The following is a 19239-nucleotide window of genomic DNA, read 5'->3' on the forward strand; positions in this document are numbered from 1 at the left end:
CTTTCTGATTTGCCGGAAAAACATTTATATAGTAAATTTGGAATCGTTTTCTTGTGCAAAATTTCTCAAATTTGCTTAGATTCTCTATTTTTCCTTGAAAAAAAAGCGTTTTTGAGGTATCATAGACTAGTAAATAATTTTAAATAATAAGGAGAGTAAGAAATGTCAATTATTACTGATGTTTACGCTCGCGAAGTCCTAGACTCACGCGGTAACCCAACACTTGAAGTAGAAGTTTATACTGAATCAGGTGCTTTCGGACGTGGTATGGTTCCTTCAGGAGCTTCTACAGGTGAGCACGAAGCAGTTGAACTTCGTGATGGCGACAAATCTCGTTACGGTGGTCTTGGTACACAAAAAGCAGTTGATAATGTAAACAACGTTATCGCTGAAGCTATTATCGGTTACGATGTTCGTGACCAACAAGCCATCGACCGTGCAATGATCGCTTTGGACGGTACTCCTAACAAAGGTAAATTGGGTGCTAATGCAATCCTTGGTGTGTCTATCGCTGTAGCTCGTGCTGCTGCTGACTACCTTGAAGTGCCACTTTACAGCTACCTTGGCGGATTCAACACTAAAGTTCTTCCAACTCCAATGATGAACATCATCAATGGTGGATCTCACTCAGATGCTCCAATCGCATTCCAAGAGTTCATGATCTTGCCAGTTGGTGCTCCAACATTTAAAGAAGCTCTTCGTTACGGTGCTGAAATCTTCCACGCTCTTAAGAAAATCCTTAAATCTCGTGGTTTAGAAACTGCCGTTGGTGACGAAGGTGGATTCGCTCCTCGTTTTGAAGGAACTGAAGATGGTGTAGAAACTATCATCGCTGCTATCGAAGCTGCTGGTTATGTTCCAGGTAAAGACGTATTTATCGGATTTGACTGTGCATCATCAGAATTCTACGATAAAGAACGTAAAGTATACGACTACACTAAATTTGAAGGTGAAGGCGCTGCTGTTCGTACATCTGCAGAACAAATCGACTACCTTGAAGAATTGGTTAACAAATACCCAATCATCACTATCGAAGATGGTATGGATGAAAATGACTGGGATGGTTGGAAAGCTCTTACTGAACGTCTTGGTAAGAAAGTACAACTTGTTGGTGACGACTTCTTCGTAACAAACACTGACTACCTTGCACGTGGTATCAAAGAAGGTGCTGCTAACTCAATCCTTATCAAAGTTAACCAAATCGGTACTCTTACTGAAACTTTTGAAGCGATTGAAATGGCTAAAGAAGCTGGTTACACTGCAGTTGTATCACACCGTTCAGGTGAAACTGAAGATTCAACAATCGCTGACATCGCAGTTGCAACTAACGCAGGTCAAATCAAGACTGGTTCACTTTCACGTACAGACCGTATTGCTAAATACAACCAATTGCTTCGTATCGAAGATCAACTTGGTGAAGTTGCTCAATACAAAGGTCTTCAAGCTTTCTATAACTTGAAAAAATAATCTAACAAGATATAAGAGGAGCTAGGGCTTAGTCCTAGCTTTTTTGATGTGTAAAGATATAACAATGGATATTTTTTGATTTAGGAACCACCCTAATTGATGAGAGGGAGATTTATCATCTTTTCCTAGAGCATTGCCTAGAAGTACTGTGTAGGGCTGGTCATGCTCTTTCCCTTGAAAAATTGGAGGACAAGATGCTAGCTTTTGCTAAGGAAAATATAATCAAGAGATTCCTGCGTTTCCTTGTGACTACATGGTTGAAAAAGTGAGTGATTTACTGAAGATTTTATAGCTTTCTTGTATCAAAATCAGTCTTTTATGGTATACTAGCAAAGTGGAAGGAGGAGTACAATGGAAGAATTATTAAATCAGGTCTTACTATCACAGGATAGGGAAGTTTTCAATCAGATATTTGACGATTACTATCCCATTGATATTGCTCTTTCTTTGGAGGCCTTGGAGGATGAGGAAGGGAATCTCCTCAAAACCTTTACGGAAATGGCTAGTGATGATCAATTGGTAGAGATTTTAAAAGAAGCCGAGCCGGAGTTGCAACGACAGATTATCCAATCGATTTCTTTTAAACGTACCAGCACTCTTTTTCATCTTATGCCAGATGATGATGTGGTAGATATTTTGGGTTACTTGAGTGTGGACTTGCGTAAGCAATACTTAAGTATGATGAAAAATACCAGTCAAGAGAATTTGAAAGCTATGTTGGCTTACGATCCTCAGACAGCTGGTGGTCTGATGACGACAGAATTCATCACCTTAAATGAAAATCTGACCGTCTCAGCAACTCTCAATAAATTGAGGGAGATTTCGCCCAATACGGAAGTTATTGATACCTTATTTATTAGAAATGTGCATCATTCGCTAGTTGGCTGGATTGATATTCGTGATTTGTTTATTCATGATGCGGAGATGAAACTCAGTGAATTTATGAATACTCAGATAGTGAGCGTAACGCCAGAGGTTGACCAAGAGGAAGTGGCACAGCTTTCTGCCAAATATAATTTATCTGTCGTACCGGTCGTCAATCATCGGCAGGTATTGTTAGGAATCATCACTATTGACGATATCGTCGATGTTTTGCAAGAAGAGTATCAAGAAGATATCTTGCGGATGGGTGGTGTCCAAGAAAGTGAAGAAATTGGAGGACCTTTCAAAGAATCACTCAAGAAACGCTTACCTTGGTTGATGATTAACCTAGTGACAGCCTTTCTAGCTTCTGCGACAGTAGCACTTTTTGATGATACGATTTCAAAAGTTGTAGCATTAGCAGCGATTAGTCCTATTATTACGGGAATGGGCGGAAATTCTGCCTCTCAGACACTTGCTTTGGTTATCCAGGGAATTGCTTTGGGGAAACTGGATCTGAAAGAAGATCGGAATTTAGTATTCAAAGAAATCGTGCTAGCTTTGGTTAATGGTTTCTTTACTGGCTTGATTGCAGCGATTGTTATGTTTGTCTTCTATCAAAATTTCTATCTGTCTGTTATTGTTGTATTGGCTATGATGATCAATCTAGCATGTGGTGCTCTTTTTGGTTACTTTGTACCGCTGATTATCAAGACACTGAATCAGGATCCAGCTCTAGCTTCGACCATTTTCATTACCACGGCAACAGATGTGTTAGGTTATCTAGCTTTTCTAGGCTTAGCACAAATTTTCTTACCATTGATTGTATAAAAAATGATACACAAAAAACGCTTGATTTTTCAAGCGTTTTTGTTTTCTTAGTTGTCGAACAAACCTTTAACTTTATCAATAGCACCGCTGGCCATTTCATTTCCAGCTACTAATTTTTTAGCTTGATCAAGGTATTCACCGAGTTTGTCTTTGTTTTCTTCGATAAACTTTTTAGCGCCATCAAAGTCTTTCTTTTCAATCATTTCTTTTACTTGGTTAAATAAATCTACTGGATTCATAGTTGTTGCTCCTTAGTAATTTTTTATATTATTTAATCAAATTTCTAGTAGAAAGACAAGAAATCTGCTTATTTAAAAGTCACGCAAACAGCTTCAGGAACATAGAAATCGCTGGAGATTTCTGTTAATTTTCCACTCTCTGCATCGCGTTTGAAAATGGTTGCATTGTCAGAGTCTTGATGGACCGCAATGATATAGTTTTGGTCTGGTGTGATGTTGAAATCCCGTGGATTTTTGCCATTGGTAGGTGCAATCTGGATTAACCCCAAGCTGCCGTCAGCTAAGATTTTGTAGACGGCAAGAGAGTCATGACCGCGGTTGGAACCGTAGAGGAACTTGCCATCAGCAGACAGACGGATAGCAGCTGTTCCGTTTGCACCTTCAAAGTCCTCTGGTAAGGTGGAGACAGTTTGCAGGTGTTCAAAATAGCCGACTCCATCGTAAATTAGGACTTCAATAGTAGAATTAAGCTCACAAATCAAATAGGCGATTTTATAATGATGGTGGAAAACGATATGGCGGGCACCAGCTCCAGCGGCACACTTGTAGGTATCCAGAGGAGTAATCTTTCCGTCTTCAGCAACATCATAAGTGGTTACTTCATCAGTTCCCAAGTCGCAGGTGATCAGGTATTGATCTGGTGTAAGGTCAGCATAGTGGACGTGGGCTGAAGCTTGGTTGGCATGCGGTCCTTGACCTTGATGGATAGCTGAGTCAGCCAGTTCCAGTCTGCCATCAGCCAGTCGTCTGTAGACCAAGACTTGTCCCTTATGATAATTGGCACCGTAAACCAAGTCGCGTTCTTCGTCAACTGCCACATAGCAGAGCGGAGCTCCTTCTTCAACGACATGGTTGAGGAGCTGACCTGCCTTGTCAAAGGCTGCAATTCCCCCCTGTCCGTCCTTTGCCCCAACAGAATAGAGATGTCCAGTCTTGTCAAAGGCTAGGTAGGTTGGACTGGGCTCTTCAGCAAGCAAGGTCAAGTTTTCTAAAGTTCCTTTCTTAGAATTAAAATCTGCCTTGTAAATTCCCTTGGAATCTCTGCGAGTATAAGTTCCAAAGTAAACCGTTTGTGTCATGACATTACCTCTTATATATTTAAATTGCTTGCTACTATTATATCATAAAAGTAGATGATAGAGTTTAGTGCGGAGAATTTGACTGATTTTCAAAAGAATAGTATTGGTTTGGAAAAAACAGATAAAAAACAGATAGCGGGTAGGAAGGGGATAGATGGCTTTGTTAGAATAGAATTGTTCAAAAAAACAATTACTGTCAGGAAGCAACAAAATTCCTGCTTGCTAAACAAAGGAGAAATCAAATGAACGTTAAAAAAATTGCTATGCTCGTTGCCCTTATCGGAATGTCAGGATTCTTTTTAGCCGCATGCGGAAATAAAGAAGCAGATAACTCAGAAATTAAGGACGGGAAACAAGTAGACTTCCAAAAGGATGCTGTTGATAAGAAGACCAAGACAGTCGATGGCAAAGAAGTAACAGAATACACAATGCCGGATGGAAATGTTATCCAAATCCCAGCAGATGGTGAAGAAATTCCAGAAGATGGATCAGGATCTAGCTCAGAAGCTGAATAAAGATTAAAACATGTAGGTTGGAGGCAATATGTTTCGAAGAAAAAAAATGAATCGTAAGACCATTCTATTGGGCAGCACGGTCATTCTCGCTTGTGTTGGGCTGGGAGGCTATCTGTATTTTAGACAGATCAATCAACAACAGGCCATGAAAATGGTAGATAAGACGATTGATTCGCTGACAGTCCAAGAAGCTGTCAATAACAGCAAAAAAACAAGCCTGGTTTTATCTGGGGAAGTAGTTGCCAACAATAGCAGTAAGGTCAAGATTGACCCGTCTAAAGGGGAAGTCAAGGAAGTATTTGTCAAAAATGGTGATACCGTTACACAAGGACAGCCGCTCTTTTCCTATGCGACAGAGCAGCAATTGACAGCTCAATCGGCTCAATATGATGCCCAGTCCAAGGCTAATGGCATTACAGCCGCTCAAAACAGCGCTGCGATTAAATGGGAAACCTATAATCGCAAGTTGGCCAGTCTCAATGCTCTCAAGGACAAATACAATTCCAGTCAGGATGAGTCACTGCTAGAGCAGATTAAGTCTGCTGAAGACGAGCTGGCTCAAGCGCTGAGCGATGCCAAGACGGCGGATAATGAAGTAACGACAGCTCAGATTGAGGCTGAAAAGGCTCAGGTGACAGCTCAGACAGAATCAGATCGAATGAAGTATGATACTGTGACTGCCGATACAGCAGGAACGATTACAGCTATGAATGAAGATTTGCCCAATCAGTCCAAGGCCAAAAAGGAAGAAGAAAACTTTATTGAGATTATGGACAAGTCCAAAACTCTGGTTAAAGGAACTGTCAGTGAATTTGACCGTGAAAAGCTGAGTGTCGGTCAGAAAGTGGAAGTGGTGGATCGCAAGGATCCTAAGAAACGCTGGAGTGGTACGGTAACTCAGGTCGGCACTCTGACAGCGGAAAATACTTCCAATAATAATGGTGGGAATAAGCAACAGGAAAATCCCAACCAAGGTAAATATCCTTATACAGTTGAGCTGGATCAAGGTGGCGAAATGCCACTGGTGGGCTCCCATTCCTATGTCAATATCGTGGAAAATGCTCCTGAGGCTGGAAAGGTAGTTGTCAATAAGGCCTATACTTTCAGTAAAAACGGCAAGACCTATGTCTGGAAGGTAGAGGGCAAGACTCTGAAAATGCAGGAAGTCAAGACCAAGAAAGTTTCTGACCGTTTGGTGGAGATTACAGAAGGTTTGACTATGCAGGATACCATTTCAACACCGAGAGCAGGTATGGAAGAAGGGATGGAGGTAGGACAGCATGTTAAAGCTTAAGGACATCCACAAATCTTATCAGCAGGGCAGTCAGGAATTTCCAATTTTAAAAGGAATTGATCTGCATGTGAAAGAGGGGGATTTTCTGGCTATCATGGGACCGTCTGGATCTGGCAAGTCCACTCTGATGAACATTATCGGCTGTCTGGATAAGGCAAGTTCAGGGACTTATCATATTGAAGGGACCGATGTGTCTGAGCTGTCTGACAATCAGCTGTCCGATCTGCGCAATCAGAAGATTGGCTTTGTTTTTCAAAATTTTAATCTTATGCCCAAGCTGACGGCCTGCCAAAATGTGGAACTGCCTCTGACTTACATGAAAATTCCTAAAAAAGAGAGACGGGAGCGGGCACTGGAAATGCTGCGATTGGTCGGGCTGGAAGAAAGAAGTGATTTCAAGCCGATGGAGTTGTCTGGCGGTCAGAAGCAGCGGGTAGCCATTGCACGAGCCTTGGTAACCAACCCTAGCTTCATCCTTGGCGATGAACCGACGGGTGCTCTGGATACCAAGACCAGTGTCCAGATTATGGACCTCTTCAAGCAGTTTAATGATGAGGGCAAGACCATTGTCATCATTACCCATGAGCCGGAAGTAGCTCAACTCTGCAAGCAGACGGTTATCCTGCGGGACGGTAATATAGAGAGCAAAGCGATAGGATAGAAAGGAAGCTGTATGGAAGATATTTTTGTAGCTCTGAATTCAATCTTGTCGCATAAAATGCGCTCTATGCTGACCATGTTGGGGATTATCATCGGGATAGGCGCTATCATCGCTATCTTTTCTATCATTGAGGGAAATACGGAAAATACCAAGCGTCAGCTCATCGGTGGCAACAATAACACAATCAAGGTCGTCTATGACAAGAAAAGCGCCATAGATCCGACTATTCCAGAGAAATCTCAAGCTCAGAAGCCTTCTTATATTCCCTTTATGGGTGAGGATGTTCTTAGTAAGATTAAGGAAATCTCTGGGGTCAAGAATGCTCTGCTGACCTATGGTACAGATGAGAAGATTTACTACCTGAGCCAAAAGTCATCTGGGAAGATTCAGGCGGTTTCGCAGACAGCCGCTGATATCAAGCAGCAACGTCTGCTGGAAGGTGAAGGATTTGACTCAGAAGCCTTTAAAAATCAAGAGCAGGTGACCTATCTGGAAAAGTCCCTTTATGACAGTCTTTTTCCAAAGGGGGATGGTATTGGCAAATATGTTGAAGTCTTAGGAAATCCCTTTAAGGTTATTGGCGTATTTGAGTCAACTGAACAGAGTGGCTTAACAGCTGGTGCGGAAAAGGTGGCCTATATTCCCCTGCAGCAGTGGCATCGGATTTTTGATACCATTAATGTCAGTCCTGAAGTGACTGTCCAAACCCACAAGGCCGATGATTTGAAGAAGGTGGCCAAGAAGGTCAGTGATTATCTCAATCAGCAAATGCCACCGTCAGACTATATGTTTGGTGTGCTCAACCTGCAGGAATTTGAACGGCAACTGGACAATCTCAACAAATCTAACTTCGTCTTGCTAGCAGGTATTGCCAGCATCTCTCTCCTAGTCGGAGGTATCGGTGTTATGAATATCATGCTGGTTTCAGTGACAGAGCGGACTCGTGAAATCGGGATTAAAAAGGCTCTGGGAGCTAGACGGAAGATCATCCTCAAGCAGTTCCTGATTGAGGCGGTCATCCTGACCCTGATGGGAGGAATTATTGGCGTGGTGGCTGGTATCGCCTCTGGCTTTGCCATCACCCAGTCTCTAGCTTATCCGTATATTCTATCCCTCTTTTCTGTCTTTGTAAGTTTGATCTTTTGTTGTATAATAGGAGTAGTATTTGGGCTCCTGCCAGCTGTAAAAGCATCTAAGCTGGATCCAATCGAGGCCCTGCGATTTGAATAGGTAAAGGAGAAAAATCTAAGTATGCACAAGATTCTAGTGGTGGAAGATGATACGACGATTAATCAAGTGATTTGCGAGTTTTTAAAGGAAAGTCAGTATGAGGTGAGACCAGTATTTGATGGTGGCGACGCCTTGCAGGCTTTTGAAGAAGAGCCCTTCGATCTGGTCATCTTAGATATGATGCTGCCGACCAAGAGCGGTCTGGAAGTGTTGAAGGAAATCCGCAAGACTTCTCAGATTCCGGTCATGATTTTGACAGCACTTGATGACGAGTATACCCAGCTGGTCAGCTTTAACCACCTCATCAGTGATTATGTAACCAAGCCTTTTTCACCGCTAATCTTGGTCAAACGGATTGAGAATATTCTGCGCAGAAATACTGTTGCTTCAGAGATTGCTGTTGGCGATCTGACGGTTTCTATTGATGACTGCACGGTTTACTGGCAGGGTGAGAAAATGCCTCTGACCAAGAAAGAATATGAAATCTTGCAGACTCTGGCTAAGAGAAAGGGCCACTTGGTGACCCGTGATCAGCTGATGAATACCATTTGGGGTTACAGTGAGCTGGATAGCCGGGTACTGGATAATCATATCAAGAATATCCGTAAAAAGATTCCGGGTGTGCCGCTGAAAACCATTACAGGTATGGGCTATCAGCTTGGAGGAGAAGACAAGTGAAAATTGTCAAAAAGAACTTTCTCTTGACCTCGTCCATCATTTTCGTGGTGGTGACTATCGTTCTAGCCAGTCTTTACTTTGCCATGCCGGTGTACTATCAGCAGGTTAAGAGCGGAGAAGCTCAGCGAGAATTTGACCAAGTTTCCAAGCAAGTCAAGGGAAAGTCCAGTCAGGAAATCGGCGAGCTGTTGAGTGATTATAGTAAAAAGAGCAATCTGATTTGGTTTACCTTGCTGGCGAAAGACAATACGATTCTCTATCCTTCACTCGAAGCTGGCGATGAAAGTTCTCTGCAGCTGACCATCGTCCCAACGATTGCCAACAGTGACTATGAGAGCAAGAGTTTATCAGAAAGTTTTCGAACTTCAGATGGTAAAGAAGTTGTCCTGAGAGGAGAATATTCCTTACAGCCTGTTTCTGATGCTAGTCGGATTTTGCTCAATCTCTATCCATTTGTCTTGCTTGTGTCTCTGAGTCTAGGTGGTCTGGCTGCCTATCTCTATAGCCGGACTTCCAGTCAGCGTATCAAAGCCATCTCTAAGAGCACCCGTCAAATGACGAGTCTGGCGCCCGATGTGACCTGTCAGGTCAAGGGGCGTGATGAGATTGCTGAACTGGCCCAAGACATCAATCATCTCTATGCTAATCTACTGACCAGTATCGAGGCTCTGCGCCTAGAAAATGAAAAGGTAGCAGAAAGCGAGCGGGAAAAGGCTGAGTTTCTGCGGATGACATCGCATGAGCTCAAGACACCCATTACCAGCATGATGGGGATGGTTGATGGCATGATCTATGGAGTAGGAGAGTTCAAGGATCGAGACAAGTACTTGCAGAAGTGCCGAGAAATCCTAGAGGAGCAGTCGGAGTTAGTCCAGTCTATCTTAGCCATTTCTAAACTGGAGATGAAGACTGAAACCGAACAGGAAGTCTTTTCACTCAAGCAGGTCTTGGAGGAAAATCTGAGCACCTATCGAGTTTTAGCAGATGTCAGACACTACCGTTTTCAGGTTAAGCTGACAGAAGCGAAGGTCAAGGGTAACCGCACCTATCTGCTCAAGGCTATCAAGAATCTTCTGGACAATGCCTTTCATTATACAGTAGAAGGCGGACAGATTCTACTCAGGCTGGAAGAGCGTAAGCTAGTCATCGAAAATGAGGCAGAACGAGTCTTAAACAAAGATCAAATTCAGCAGATTTTTCAGCCTTTCTACCGGCCAGACTATAGTCGCAATCGCAAGGATGGCGGGACTGGTCTGGGACTCTTTATCGTTCAGCAGATTTTGGACAAGCATGGTCTGCGATATCAGTTTGAAGCCGTTGATGGGAGGAAGATGCGCTTTAGCATTTCTCTGCCGGCTGTCGAGAAATAGCCTTGCATTCTAGCTGGCTGTGCAGGAACCGAAGAGAGAAGTCAGAAGCTGTATTTTGCGAAAAATACAAGTCTTCTGGCACCTCTCTTTTTTTGCTTTTCCCTATAGCTGAGCAGAGAATTTTTCTCTGAAAAATGTTACAATGAAATGACAAGTTAAAGGAGGAGAATATGGAGCACAAAGAAAAAGATTTTAGCCTATCTTGGTTTTTTAAATGGTTTTTAGATAACAAGGCCATTACAGTATTTCTAGTAACCCTTTTGATAGGGCTGAATATTTTTATACTTAGTAAAATCAGTTTTATTTTTAGCCCAGTCATTGAATTTTTGGGAGTAATCATGCTGCCGGTTATTTTAGCTGGTCTACTTTATTATCTGTTAAATCCCATCGTCGATTGGATGGAAAAGTACAAGATTAATCGACTGGTTGCTATTACCATTGTCTTTGTTTTAATTGCTTTTTTGATTATCTGGGGCTTGGCTGTTGCTATTCCTAGTTTGCAGCATCAGGTCATGGCCTTTGTTAGAAATGTTCCAGCTTATCTGAAGCAGGCTGACAAGTTTATCGACGATGTCGTGACTAAGTATATTTCAGCAGATTTCAAGCCGCAGATTGAAGAATACACTAGCAATCTGTCTAGCCAGATTACCGATTGGGCCAGCAATTTTTCATCGCGGGCAGTCAATTGGGCGGGGAACTTAATTAGTACAACTTCGCAGATTGTCGTGGCTATTATCATCATGCCGTTTATCCTTTTTTACCTGCTGAGAGACGGGAAAAATCTGAAAGGCTATGTAACCCAGTTTCTGCCAACTAAATTCCGAGAATCCTTTGGTCAAGTGATGACGGATATCAACAGTCAGCTGGCCAACTATGTGCGAGGTCAGGTGACGGTTGCTATCATTGTAGCTCTGATGTTTATCGTTTTCTTCAAGATTATTGGTCTGCGCTATGGTGTCACTCTTGGAGTCATTGCAGGCGTTCTCAATCTGGTACCTTACCTGGGCAGCTTTTTGGCTATGCTTCCGGCTATGGCAATCGGTTTGATTGCTGGGGGTCCGGTGATGCTGGCTAAGGTCATTGTCGTTTTCATCATTGAGCAGACTATCGAGGGGCGTTTTGTTTCTCCTCTGGTCTTGGGCAGTCAGCTCAGCATTCATCCGATTACGATTTTATTCGTATTATTGACTTCTGGTACCATGTTTGGCATTTGGGGCGTTTTCCTGGGAATTCCTGCCTATGCTTCGGCCAAGGTTGCCATTGCAGCCATCTTTAAGTGGTATCAGAAAGTAAGTGGCCTCTATGAAGCCGATTTTGAACAAGAAGGAGAAATCAGTGAGCAAGAGTGAGCAAATGTTGGCAGCTTTACAGGAGCAGGACCTAGCTCTGGCTGATCGCTATTTCGAGCAAGCCCTGACTGCAGATAATGAAGAAGAATTATTGGATTTGGCCGATTACTTAGAGAGTATCGGCTTTTTCCCTCAGGCCAAACGTATTTTTGAAAAGTTGGCTCCTGACTATCCAGCTTCTTATATCAGTCTGGCAGCTATTGCCAGTGACGATGGGGACTTGGAGCAGGCTTTTGCCTATCTGGAGGAAATTCAGCCAGACAGTGACTGGTATGTTGCTGCTCTCTTGGCTAAGGCTGACCTCTATCAGCTAGAGGGGTTGCCTGATGTAGCTCGAGAAAAACTGGCTCAGGCAGCGGAGCTGAGTGATGAGCCTTTGGTAACCTTTGGTCTGGCTGAGATAGATTTGGAGCTGGGGGATTTTTCTCAGGCGATTAAGGAATACGCCCAGCTAGACAATCGTACAATCTTTGAGCAGACAGGCGTCTCAACCTATCAGCGGATTGGGGTCTGCTATGCTAGTCTTGGAAAATTTGCGCCGGCCATTGAGTTTTTGGAGAAAGCAGTTGAGCTGGAATACGACGATGCTGCGGTTTATGAGCTGGCAACTATATTAGCGGATCAGGAAGAATACCAGAAGGCCAATCTTTATTTCAAGCAGCTGGATACTCTGTCGCCGGATTTTGAAGGCTACGAATATGGCTATGCCCTGTCTCTTCATGCGGAGCATCGGACGGCCGAAGCTCTGACTCTTGCCCAGCAGGGCTTGGCTAAGAATCCTTTTGAGACTCGGCTCTTGCTCCTAGCATCACAGCTTTCTTATGAACTTCATGATGAGAAAGCTGCTGAAAATTATCTTTTGCATGCTCAGGAAGATGCGGATGATTTGGAAGAGATTGCCTTGCGACTGACCACTCTTTACTTGGAACAGGAGCGCTATGAGGATATTTTAGAATTTGCAGAGCAAGAAGTCGATAATGCCTTGACTCGCTGGAATTTGGCGCGTGCTTATCAGGCCTTGGAAAATCTGGAAAAAGCAGAGGAACTTTATAATCAACTGGCTCATGAACTGCAAGACAATCCAGAATTTCTGGAGCAGTATGTCTATCTTTTGCGAGAACTAGGCAGATTCGAAGAAGCTAAAAAGGCTGCGGCTTCTTACTTGAGATTGGTACCTGATGATGCTAGTATGCAGGAGCTTTATGAAAGCTTATAAGAGCTCAAGAAGCACTTGCTCAGCTCTTTCCCACAATTTATGGTATAATGATTGGCGGTAGAAATTCAGTAAGTACATGTAATTAGGATGAAAAAATTTTAGCTGGATGGGCAATAGTATTTATAAGAAGAGAAAGATTAAGGAAAAAGAATGGCAGAACCAATCAAATTATTTCAATATAATACTTTGGGAGCTTTGATGGCTGGTCTTTACGACGGCAGTATGACTGTTGGAGAGCTGCTGCAGTATGGAGATTTGGGTTTGGGGACACTAGACTCTATTGATGGTGAGCTTATTATTCTTGATGGTAAGGCTTATCAAGCAAAGGGCTCTGGAGAAGTGCCAGAAGTCGTTGAGGTGTCACCGGATATGACAGTGCCTTATGCGGCAGTGGTTCCTCACCAAGCGGAAGTCATTTTCCGTCAGCGTTTTGAGATGGATGACAAGGAACTGGAGAAGCGGATTGAGTCTTATTATGATGGGGAAAATCTTTTCCGCTCTATCAAGATTCATGGTGATTTCGCCCGCATGCACGTCCGGATGATTCCCAAGTCTACGACAGAGCGGAAGTTTGCAGAAGTAGCGGTTAATCAGCCTGAGTACTGTAAGGAAAATATCACAGGCACAATCGTTGGTATCTGGACGCCAGAGATTTTCCACGGAGTCAGTCTAGCAGGTTATCATCTGCATTTTGTATCGGATGATCTGACTTTTGGCGGACATGTCATGGACTTTGTTATCAAGGAAGGTGTTGTCGAGTTGGGCGCTGTAGACCAGCTGGATCAGCGTTTCCCAGTACAAGATCGCAAGTATCTCTTTGCTAAGTTTAATATGGATGAGATGAAAGAAGATATGGAAAAGTCGGAATAAATAGCAGGGGCTAGCATTGTTTGCTGCCCTCTTTTTTGATATAATTGGAAAAAGAACAGAGGAGAAGAAAAGCTATGATTTATTTGGTAAACGCTAGCCCAAATAGGAATGGTAATAGTTTTAAGCTGGGGCACTTTTTTCTGCGAGATAGAGATTATGAGGCTCTTCAATTAGTGGACTATCATATTGAGCAATATGGCCAGTCAGCAGAAAACGATCAGTTCTTTCAAGTCTATGAGCCGTTTTTGCCAGAATTGCGGACTCGAATATGAGGGGCTGGCAGTAACCACTCATGAACTGAAAGAAAGCGACGGTTGGGAATTAGCAGCCCTGAAAGAAAAATTAGATAAGGTTTTATCTGAAGGTTAAAAGTAAGAAGATTCGCGAACGAATCTTCTTTATTTTGCTTTAAAAATGGAGTTTTTTTTTCAGGTGTCTATTTTTGGACACTATGCCCCTCAACTACAGTCATATCCATAGCTAACTAAATATAAATGGTGTATAATACCTATTGCTATTAAATATTAATATAGGAGATTCTATGGGAAAAGAATTATTTAACTCCCGTTTAAATAAGTTTTCAATTCGAAAATTAAATGTCGGAGTTTGCTCGGTATTATTATCTACCGTTTTCCTTTTAGGTACTGCGGCTACAGTCAATGCAGATGAAACTGCCAGCGGAACTGTGGATGATAATATCTCACTGCCAGAAAAAGCGACGGAGTCTGCTGTAAGTCAGCCTGCTCTTGAGAATACAGCAACATCTGCAGTTTCTGAAACAACTAACTTAGAAGCAAGTGCTGATCAAAATCAGCTGGTAAGTCCAGCTGCAGCTCCAGAGCAAGCGGCACCTGAAAAGCCACAAGAAACTAATCAAACGGCTACAACTTCCAATGAAGCAAGACCTGCTGAAGCTAGTCGGACGCGTTCTTATTCGGTGCAATATACGCCAAAACCAAGTTCTGCAGCTATGCCTAAGTCTGAGCGTAATGGCCAGCCAATGGAGACAGGAACATCATTTCGTACTACCAGTCCTGCTGGCCAAGCTAGCTCTGCTATACAAGATGCAACAGCTAATCCTACAGTTTCTAAACCAACACTGGAAGAATCTGTAAGAAAACGCTCTGATGAGTTGATGAAGCAAGTAAACTGGCTAGATTTTGGTGATACGAAATCACTGAGAAATCTAGATAGAGATGGCTCCTTTAAAGTTGGAACGGTTTATGAAAAAGAGATTTCTCCAGGCTATGTGGTCAAACTGACCGTTACGGAATTGAAACCTTTCTATGCGACAGAGATCTATCGTGATCGAGTAAAGGGAACTGAGTACGAAAGCAGTTATGATCCCAATGCAAAAAATACTTGGCTTCAATATAACAATAGTAATAATTATGCCTATCAGTATTGGTATGGTGATGATTACCGTCCTAAAATTACTGGTGCTGCTCAGAATCAATATTCAGCTATTAAGTCAGAAGGAATTGATACCAAAGGTCGTAAGACCCAACTGCAGGTTCCTAAAGATGAAGCCAACTATGGTGTGAAGTTCAAAGTTGAAGCTAGATATCGTGGGAAGCCAGTTAAAGCAACAGTTGTCATGGCTGATGGCGAAGAGGCAAATCCTGGTGAGTATGCTATCTTTACAACCAATGGTAAGGGTTGGGAACATTTGGCCGAGTGGAAGCGAACAGTTACAGACGCAAATGGTGTGACTACTGAGATTACAGAAACCTATAAGCCAATGAAGCCTACTACAGAAGGCCAATTTATTGGAAATGACGGTACTGGTGTTCATTGGCAGGCCTATGTCAGTCCTGACCAAAAGACTGGCGGACTGGGAAGTCAAGTATTTGGACCGAACGTTTCTAGAAGCAATACAATTCCGCTTGTCATGACACGTGGTGCATCAGAGGTTGGTATTTACATAGCTTCTTCTGGCCAGCAGGCTGCGATGATTGGTTTTATGGCAATCGATGAAGGTGATGCACCGGATTCCTATGGAAAAGCTATCCATGCTATTTCAAGATACAATGCAGAAACTGGCGGTCAAAATCCACAGCCATTCTTGGGCCGTGTTGCGGCTGATATTGATACCACATCTGGAAACAACTGGAAGCATGACGATCAGAATGATTTAGCTGATGAAGGTATTAATCAGCTCTTGTCTGATGATTTAGTCGGGAAAACCAATGGTCTTTTTCCAGTAAACCGTCTGCACGACGGAGATTATTCTCTCCGCATCCATGCTTCGGCTAACGGATACGAAAAAGCCTATGTCCGTGCCTGGATTGATTTCAATAATAATGGTGTCTTTGACGAAGACGAAGCCAGTGAATTTACCGAAGTAACAACTGCGGGAGATTATACTGTCAACTTTAAGAAGAATCCAGCCATGACCAATCCTGAACTTAGCAAGCTTGGAATGCGGGTTCGTATCGCCTTGAACAAGGGAGATATTGAAAAGCCAACTGGAACTGCATTTAGTGGTGAGGTGGAAGACCTAGAAGTTGAACTGACTTACCCACCAAAAGGTGAGAAGAAGGAAAGTACTGGAATCCGTGATCAGAGACAGACAGCCACTCTTCATTTCACTCCTCAGGGGATTGCTCAAAATACTGAAAATAAGAAAGTAGCGATTGATACTACTAAATCTCCGATTGTATTGGATGCGAGAGGAAATGCCCTGACTGCTGATGCAACAGGCTGGTACAACACTGTTGATGGCCGTTATAAAGTAACAGCAAATGGTGCTGATGTAGACGTGGTATATGAGCCTAAGGCTGGCTTTATCGGCACAGCTCAGGGGATTAACATCCGTCGTTTTGATACTAACGGGGCAAGTACAGACTGGGTTGCTAAGAATCAAGCTGAAGCAGTCATCAACGACCAGCTCAACACTATGGATGGACGCTATGTGCCAACCGTGCTCAATGTTCCTAAGTATGAAACAAGGGATGCTCAAGGACTAACGCAAGAAAAGACGCCTATCTTTAATGATGGTGATGCTGGCAAAACCCCGGCAAGTCCGACTGCAGCAAATCCTGTGAAATTTGTGAAAGCGGATGGAACGACTACAGATGATACTAGAGTTTCAGCTTTATCAAATGGTCGGGAAGTCGGTCGTTTTGAAGTCGAATCTGCAACAGGTAAGATTACTTTCAAACCAAACAAAAACTTTGTTGGTACTGTAGACCCTGTGTCTGTTCGGATGCTTGATGGCAAAGGTATTCCGCACCAAGCTGTTTATCAGCCAAAGGTGACTCCTGTTAAACCATCTGCTCAAGGTGCCAGCAGCGAGGGCATTCAAGGTGCAGTTCAGACAGGACAGCTGACCTTCAATCCGGGCAATAATCGTGTACCTATTGATAGCAAGAAGTTGCCAACCTTTGATAATGGCAGCCAGACTAAAACAGTTGCTGGTCTTGGTACCTATCAGGTTGATAATCAAGGTCTAGTTACCTTTACTCCACTGCTGACCTATACTGGACGTCCAGCAGCAGAGACTATCAAGCGAGTAGATGTCAATGGAACAGAAGTAACAGCTACCTATCAGGCTGATGTAAAAGCAGCAGCACCAAGTGCGACGAATGCTGAAACCAGTGGCATACAGGGCCAAGTGCAGCAAGGGAAAGTCAGCTTCACAGAAGGTTCTGCGCAAGTCAACGGTCAAAAACAAACAGTGGTCTTTCCGGCTGGCTCAACTCCGCTCTTTGACAATGGTTCGACTGTTAAAGAAGTGCCTACTGTTGGTAAGTTTGAAGTGGACGTGAATGGAAATGTAACCTTTACTCCAGAGAAACAATTTAAAGGCCTTACGCCGGAGATCAGGATTACTCGTACAGATACGAATGGCAGCACAGCTACAGCTATCTACAAGGCAACAGTCACTGCTGTAACTCCAACCGGAACAAACATTACCAGCACTGGTAAACAAGGCCGTCCACAGACAGGTAAGCCAAACTTTGTCAGTGGCAACCCAGATGTACCATTGGATAATGATACTCCAGCGACTTTCGAAGATGGAAGCAAGCGCAAGGTGGTTCCAAATGTCGGAATCTTTGAAGTGGCACCAGATGGATCTGTTACTTTCACACCGGACAAGCAATATGTTGGCACACCAGATCCAGTAACAGTTAAACGTGTCGATAAGAATGGCACTCCAGTGACGGCTAAGTACACGCCTACTGTTGAGAAAGTGACTCCAAGAGCAACAGGTGCTCAGACAAAAGGCCCTCAAGGTCAAGTTCAAAAAGGCAAGGTTACTTTTGAACCAGGAAGTCCTCAAGTTGGTTTCCCAGAAAACAGCACGCCAGTCTTTGATACCGGCACGAATGTGAAAGAAATTGCCAAAGTCGGTACGTTCGAAGTGGACGGAGAGGGGAATGTTACCTTTACTCCAGTCAAAACCTTTGTCGGTAAGACACCAGAAGTTGAACTCAGCCGTGCAGATGTCAATGGCACAGTAGCTAAGGCCAAATATCGGGCGACTGTGACCGCTGTGACTCCGACGGGAACTGGAGATCAGACAGAAGGTCCGCAAGGCCAAGTTCAAAAAGGCCGTGTAACTTTTAAAGCTGGCGATCCTAAAGTAGGATTCCCAGCCAACAGCACGCCAGTCTTTGACACGGGTACAAATGTCAAAGAAATTGCCAAAGTTGGTAAGTTTGAAGTAGATGCGGAGGGCAATGTCACCTTCACACCAGACAAGCGCTTTGTAGGTGAGACTCCAGAAATTAGCATTTCTCGCAAAGATGCAAATGGTATTGCCGCGAAAGTCACTTATGTTGCGACGGTCACATCAGTAACTCCAACGGGCACTAATGCGACTAGTACTGGCCCACAAGGTCTTCCTCAGACGGGTACCCCAACTTTCCAAGGTGGTGATCCACTGGTTCCGATTGATGAAGCAGTCGAGCCAACTTTCGAAGATGGTAGCAAGGAAAAGGCTATACCAGGTCAAGGAACTTATATCATTGCACCAGATGGCACAGTAACCTTCACACCAGAGAAGCAGTTTGTAGGCACACCAGAGCTGGTGACAGTGAAACGTGTCGATAAGAATGGTACACCAGTGACCGCGACTTACATTCCAGAGTTCACCAAGGTGACTCCAACGGGCACTAATGCGACTAGTACTGGCCCACAAGGTCTTCCTCAGACGGATACCCCAACTTTCCAAGGTGGTGATCCGCTAGTTCCGATTGATGAAGCAGTCGAGCCAACTTTCGAAGATGACAGCAAGGAAAAAACCATTCCAGGTCAAGGAACTTACACCATTGCTCCAGATGGCTCAGTGACATTCACACCAGAGAAGCAGTTTGTAGGAAAGCCAGATCCAATCACTGTAAAACGTGTCGATAAGAATGGCACATCGGTGACGGCAACTTACAGCCCAGAGTTTACAAAGGTGACTCCAACAGGAACTGGTGATAAGACAGAAGGCCTGCAAGGCCAGGTTCAAGAAGGCCATGTTACCTTCACACCAGGTCATGATTCTGTACCGTTTCCAGCTGAAACAACTCCACTCTTTGACAATGGTTTGACTGTTAAAGAGATTCCAACCGTTGGTAAATTTGAAG

The 19239-nt window shown here is 43.5% G+C and carries 14 protein-coding genes and 1 pseudogene; 13 read left to right on the top strand and 2 right to left on the bottom strand.

What is annotated here, in order from left to right; genetic code table 11:
• Positions 1-162 precede the first annotated feature (162 nt).
• Positions 163-1467: a surface-displayed alpha-enolase gene (gene eno, locus QZ169_RS06100; protein ID WP_002897814.1), complete on the top strand. Its 1305-nt coding sequence runs from the start codon at positions 163-165 to the stop codon at positions 1465-1467.
• 351 nt (positions 1468-1818) lie between these two features.
• Entirely contained in the window at positions 1819-3159 is a 1341-nt protein-coding gene (gene mgtE / locus QZ169_RS06105; RefSeq protein ID WP_295505366.1) for a magnesium transporter, read from the top strand.
• A 47-nt stretch (positions 3160-3206) separates the two neighbouring features.
• Here mgtE and QZ169_RS06110 read toward each other — a convergent pair whose 3' ends face one another.
• Both QZ169_RS06110 and QZ169_RS06115 read right to left on the bottom strand, forming a co-directional pair.
• Positions 3207-3398, bottom strand: coding sequence for a hypothetical protein (locus tag QZ169_RS06110; protein ID WP_002910045.1), 192 nt, complete (start codon positions 3396-3398; stop codon positions 3207-3209).
• A gap of 68 nt (positions 3399-3466) precedes the next feature.
• A complete protein-coding gene (locus QZ169_RS06115) occupies positions 3467-4477 on the bottom strand; it encodes a lactonase family protein (protein ID WP_295505369.1) in 1011 nt (336 codons plus the stop codon).
• A 242-nt stretch (positions 4478-4719) separates the two neighbouring features.
• Between QZ169_RS06115 and QZ169_RS06120 the strand changes: the two genes are divergently transcribed.
• The 11 genes and pseudogenes from QZ169_RS06120 to QZ169_RS06170 form a co-directional block, all read left to right on the top strand.
• Positions 4720-4992, top strand: coding sequence for a hypothetical protein (locus QZ169_RS06120; RefSeq protein WP_002895853.1), 273 nt, complete (start codon positions 4720-4722; stop codon positions 4990-4992).
• Between the two features lie 28 nt (positions 4993-5020).
• Positions 5021-6286, top strand: a complete 1266-nt coding sequence (locus tag QZ169_RS06125) for an efflux RND transporter periplasmic adaptor subunit (RefSeq protein ID WP_295505372.1) — start codon at positions 5021-5023, stop codon at positions 6284-6286.
• Positions 6273-6947, top strand: coding sequence for an ABC transporter ATP-binding protein (locus QZ169_RS06130; protein ID WP_002895848.1), 675 nt, complete (start codon positions 6273-6275; stop codon positions 6945-6947). The genes QZ169_RS06125 and QZ169_RS06130 overlap by 14 nt, the downstream gene beginning before the upstream one ends.
• 12 nt (positions 6948-6959) lie before the next feature.
• Positions 6960-8177 (top strand): ABC transporter permease, encoded by a 1218-nt coding sequence (locus QZ169_RS06135; protein WP_002906830.1) that lies wholly within the window; start codon positions 6960-6962, stop codon positions 8175-8177.
• Positions 8178-8198: 21 nt separating this feature from the next.
• Positions 8199-8855 (top strand): response regulator transcription factor, encoded by a 657-nt coding sequence (locus QZ169_RS06140; protein ID WP_002897805.1) that lies wholly within the window; start codon positions 8199-8201, stop codon positions 8853-8855.
• Positions 8852-10225 (top strand): cell wall metabolism sensor histidine kinase WalK, encoded by a 1374-nt coding sequence (locus QZ169_RS06145; protein ID WP_295505382.1) that lies wholly within the window; start codon positions 8852-8854, stop codon positions 10223-10225. Before QZ169_RS06140 ends, QZ169_RS06145 begins: the two co-directional genes overlap by 4 nt.
• A 170-nt stretch (positions 10226-10395) precedes the next feature.
• Positions 10396-11574: an AI-2E family transporter gene (locus QZ169_RS06150; protein ID WP_295505386.1), complete on the top strand. Its 1179-nt coding sequence runs from the start codon at positions 10396-10398 to the stop codon at positions 11572-11574.
• On the top strand, positions 11561-12790 hold the full coding sequence (locus tag QZ169_RS06155) for a tetratricopeptide repeat protein (RefSeq protein ID WP_295505395.1): 1230 nt from the start codon (positions 11561-11563) through the stop codon (positions 12788-12790). The genes QZ169_RS06150 and QZ169_RS06155 overlap by 14 nt, the downstream gene beginning before the upstream one ends.
• Positions 12791-12940: 150 nt before the next feature.
• Positions 12941-13660 carry an acetolactate decarboxylase gene (gene budA, locus QZ169_RS06160; RefSeq protein ID WP_125439024.1) on the top strand — a complete coding sequence of 240 codons (720 nt, stop codon included), beginning with the start codon at positions 12941-12943 and terminating at the stop codon, positions 13658-13660.
• Between the two features lie 74 nt (positions 13661-13734).
• A pseudogene (locus QZ169_RS06165) lies at positions 13735-14029 on the top strand (flavodoxin family protein).
• A gap of 172 nt (positions 14030-14201) precedes the next feature.
• Positions 14202-19239 (top strand): CshA/CshB family fibrillar adhesin-related protein (locus QZ169_RS06170; RefSeq protein ID WP_295505391.1); only part of this gene is annotated, 5038 nt, incomplete at its 3' end.

It is taken from the genome of uncultured Streptococcus sp. (assembly GCF_905372115.1).
Lineage (GTDB): Bacteria > Bacillota > Bacilli > Lactobacillales > Streptococcaceae > Streptococcus.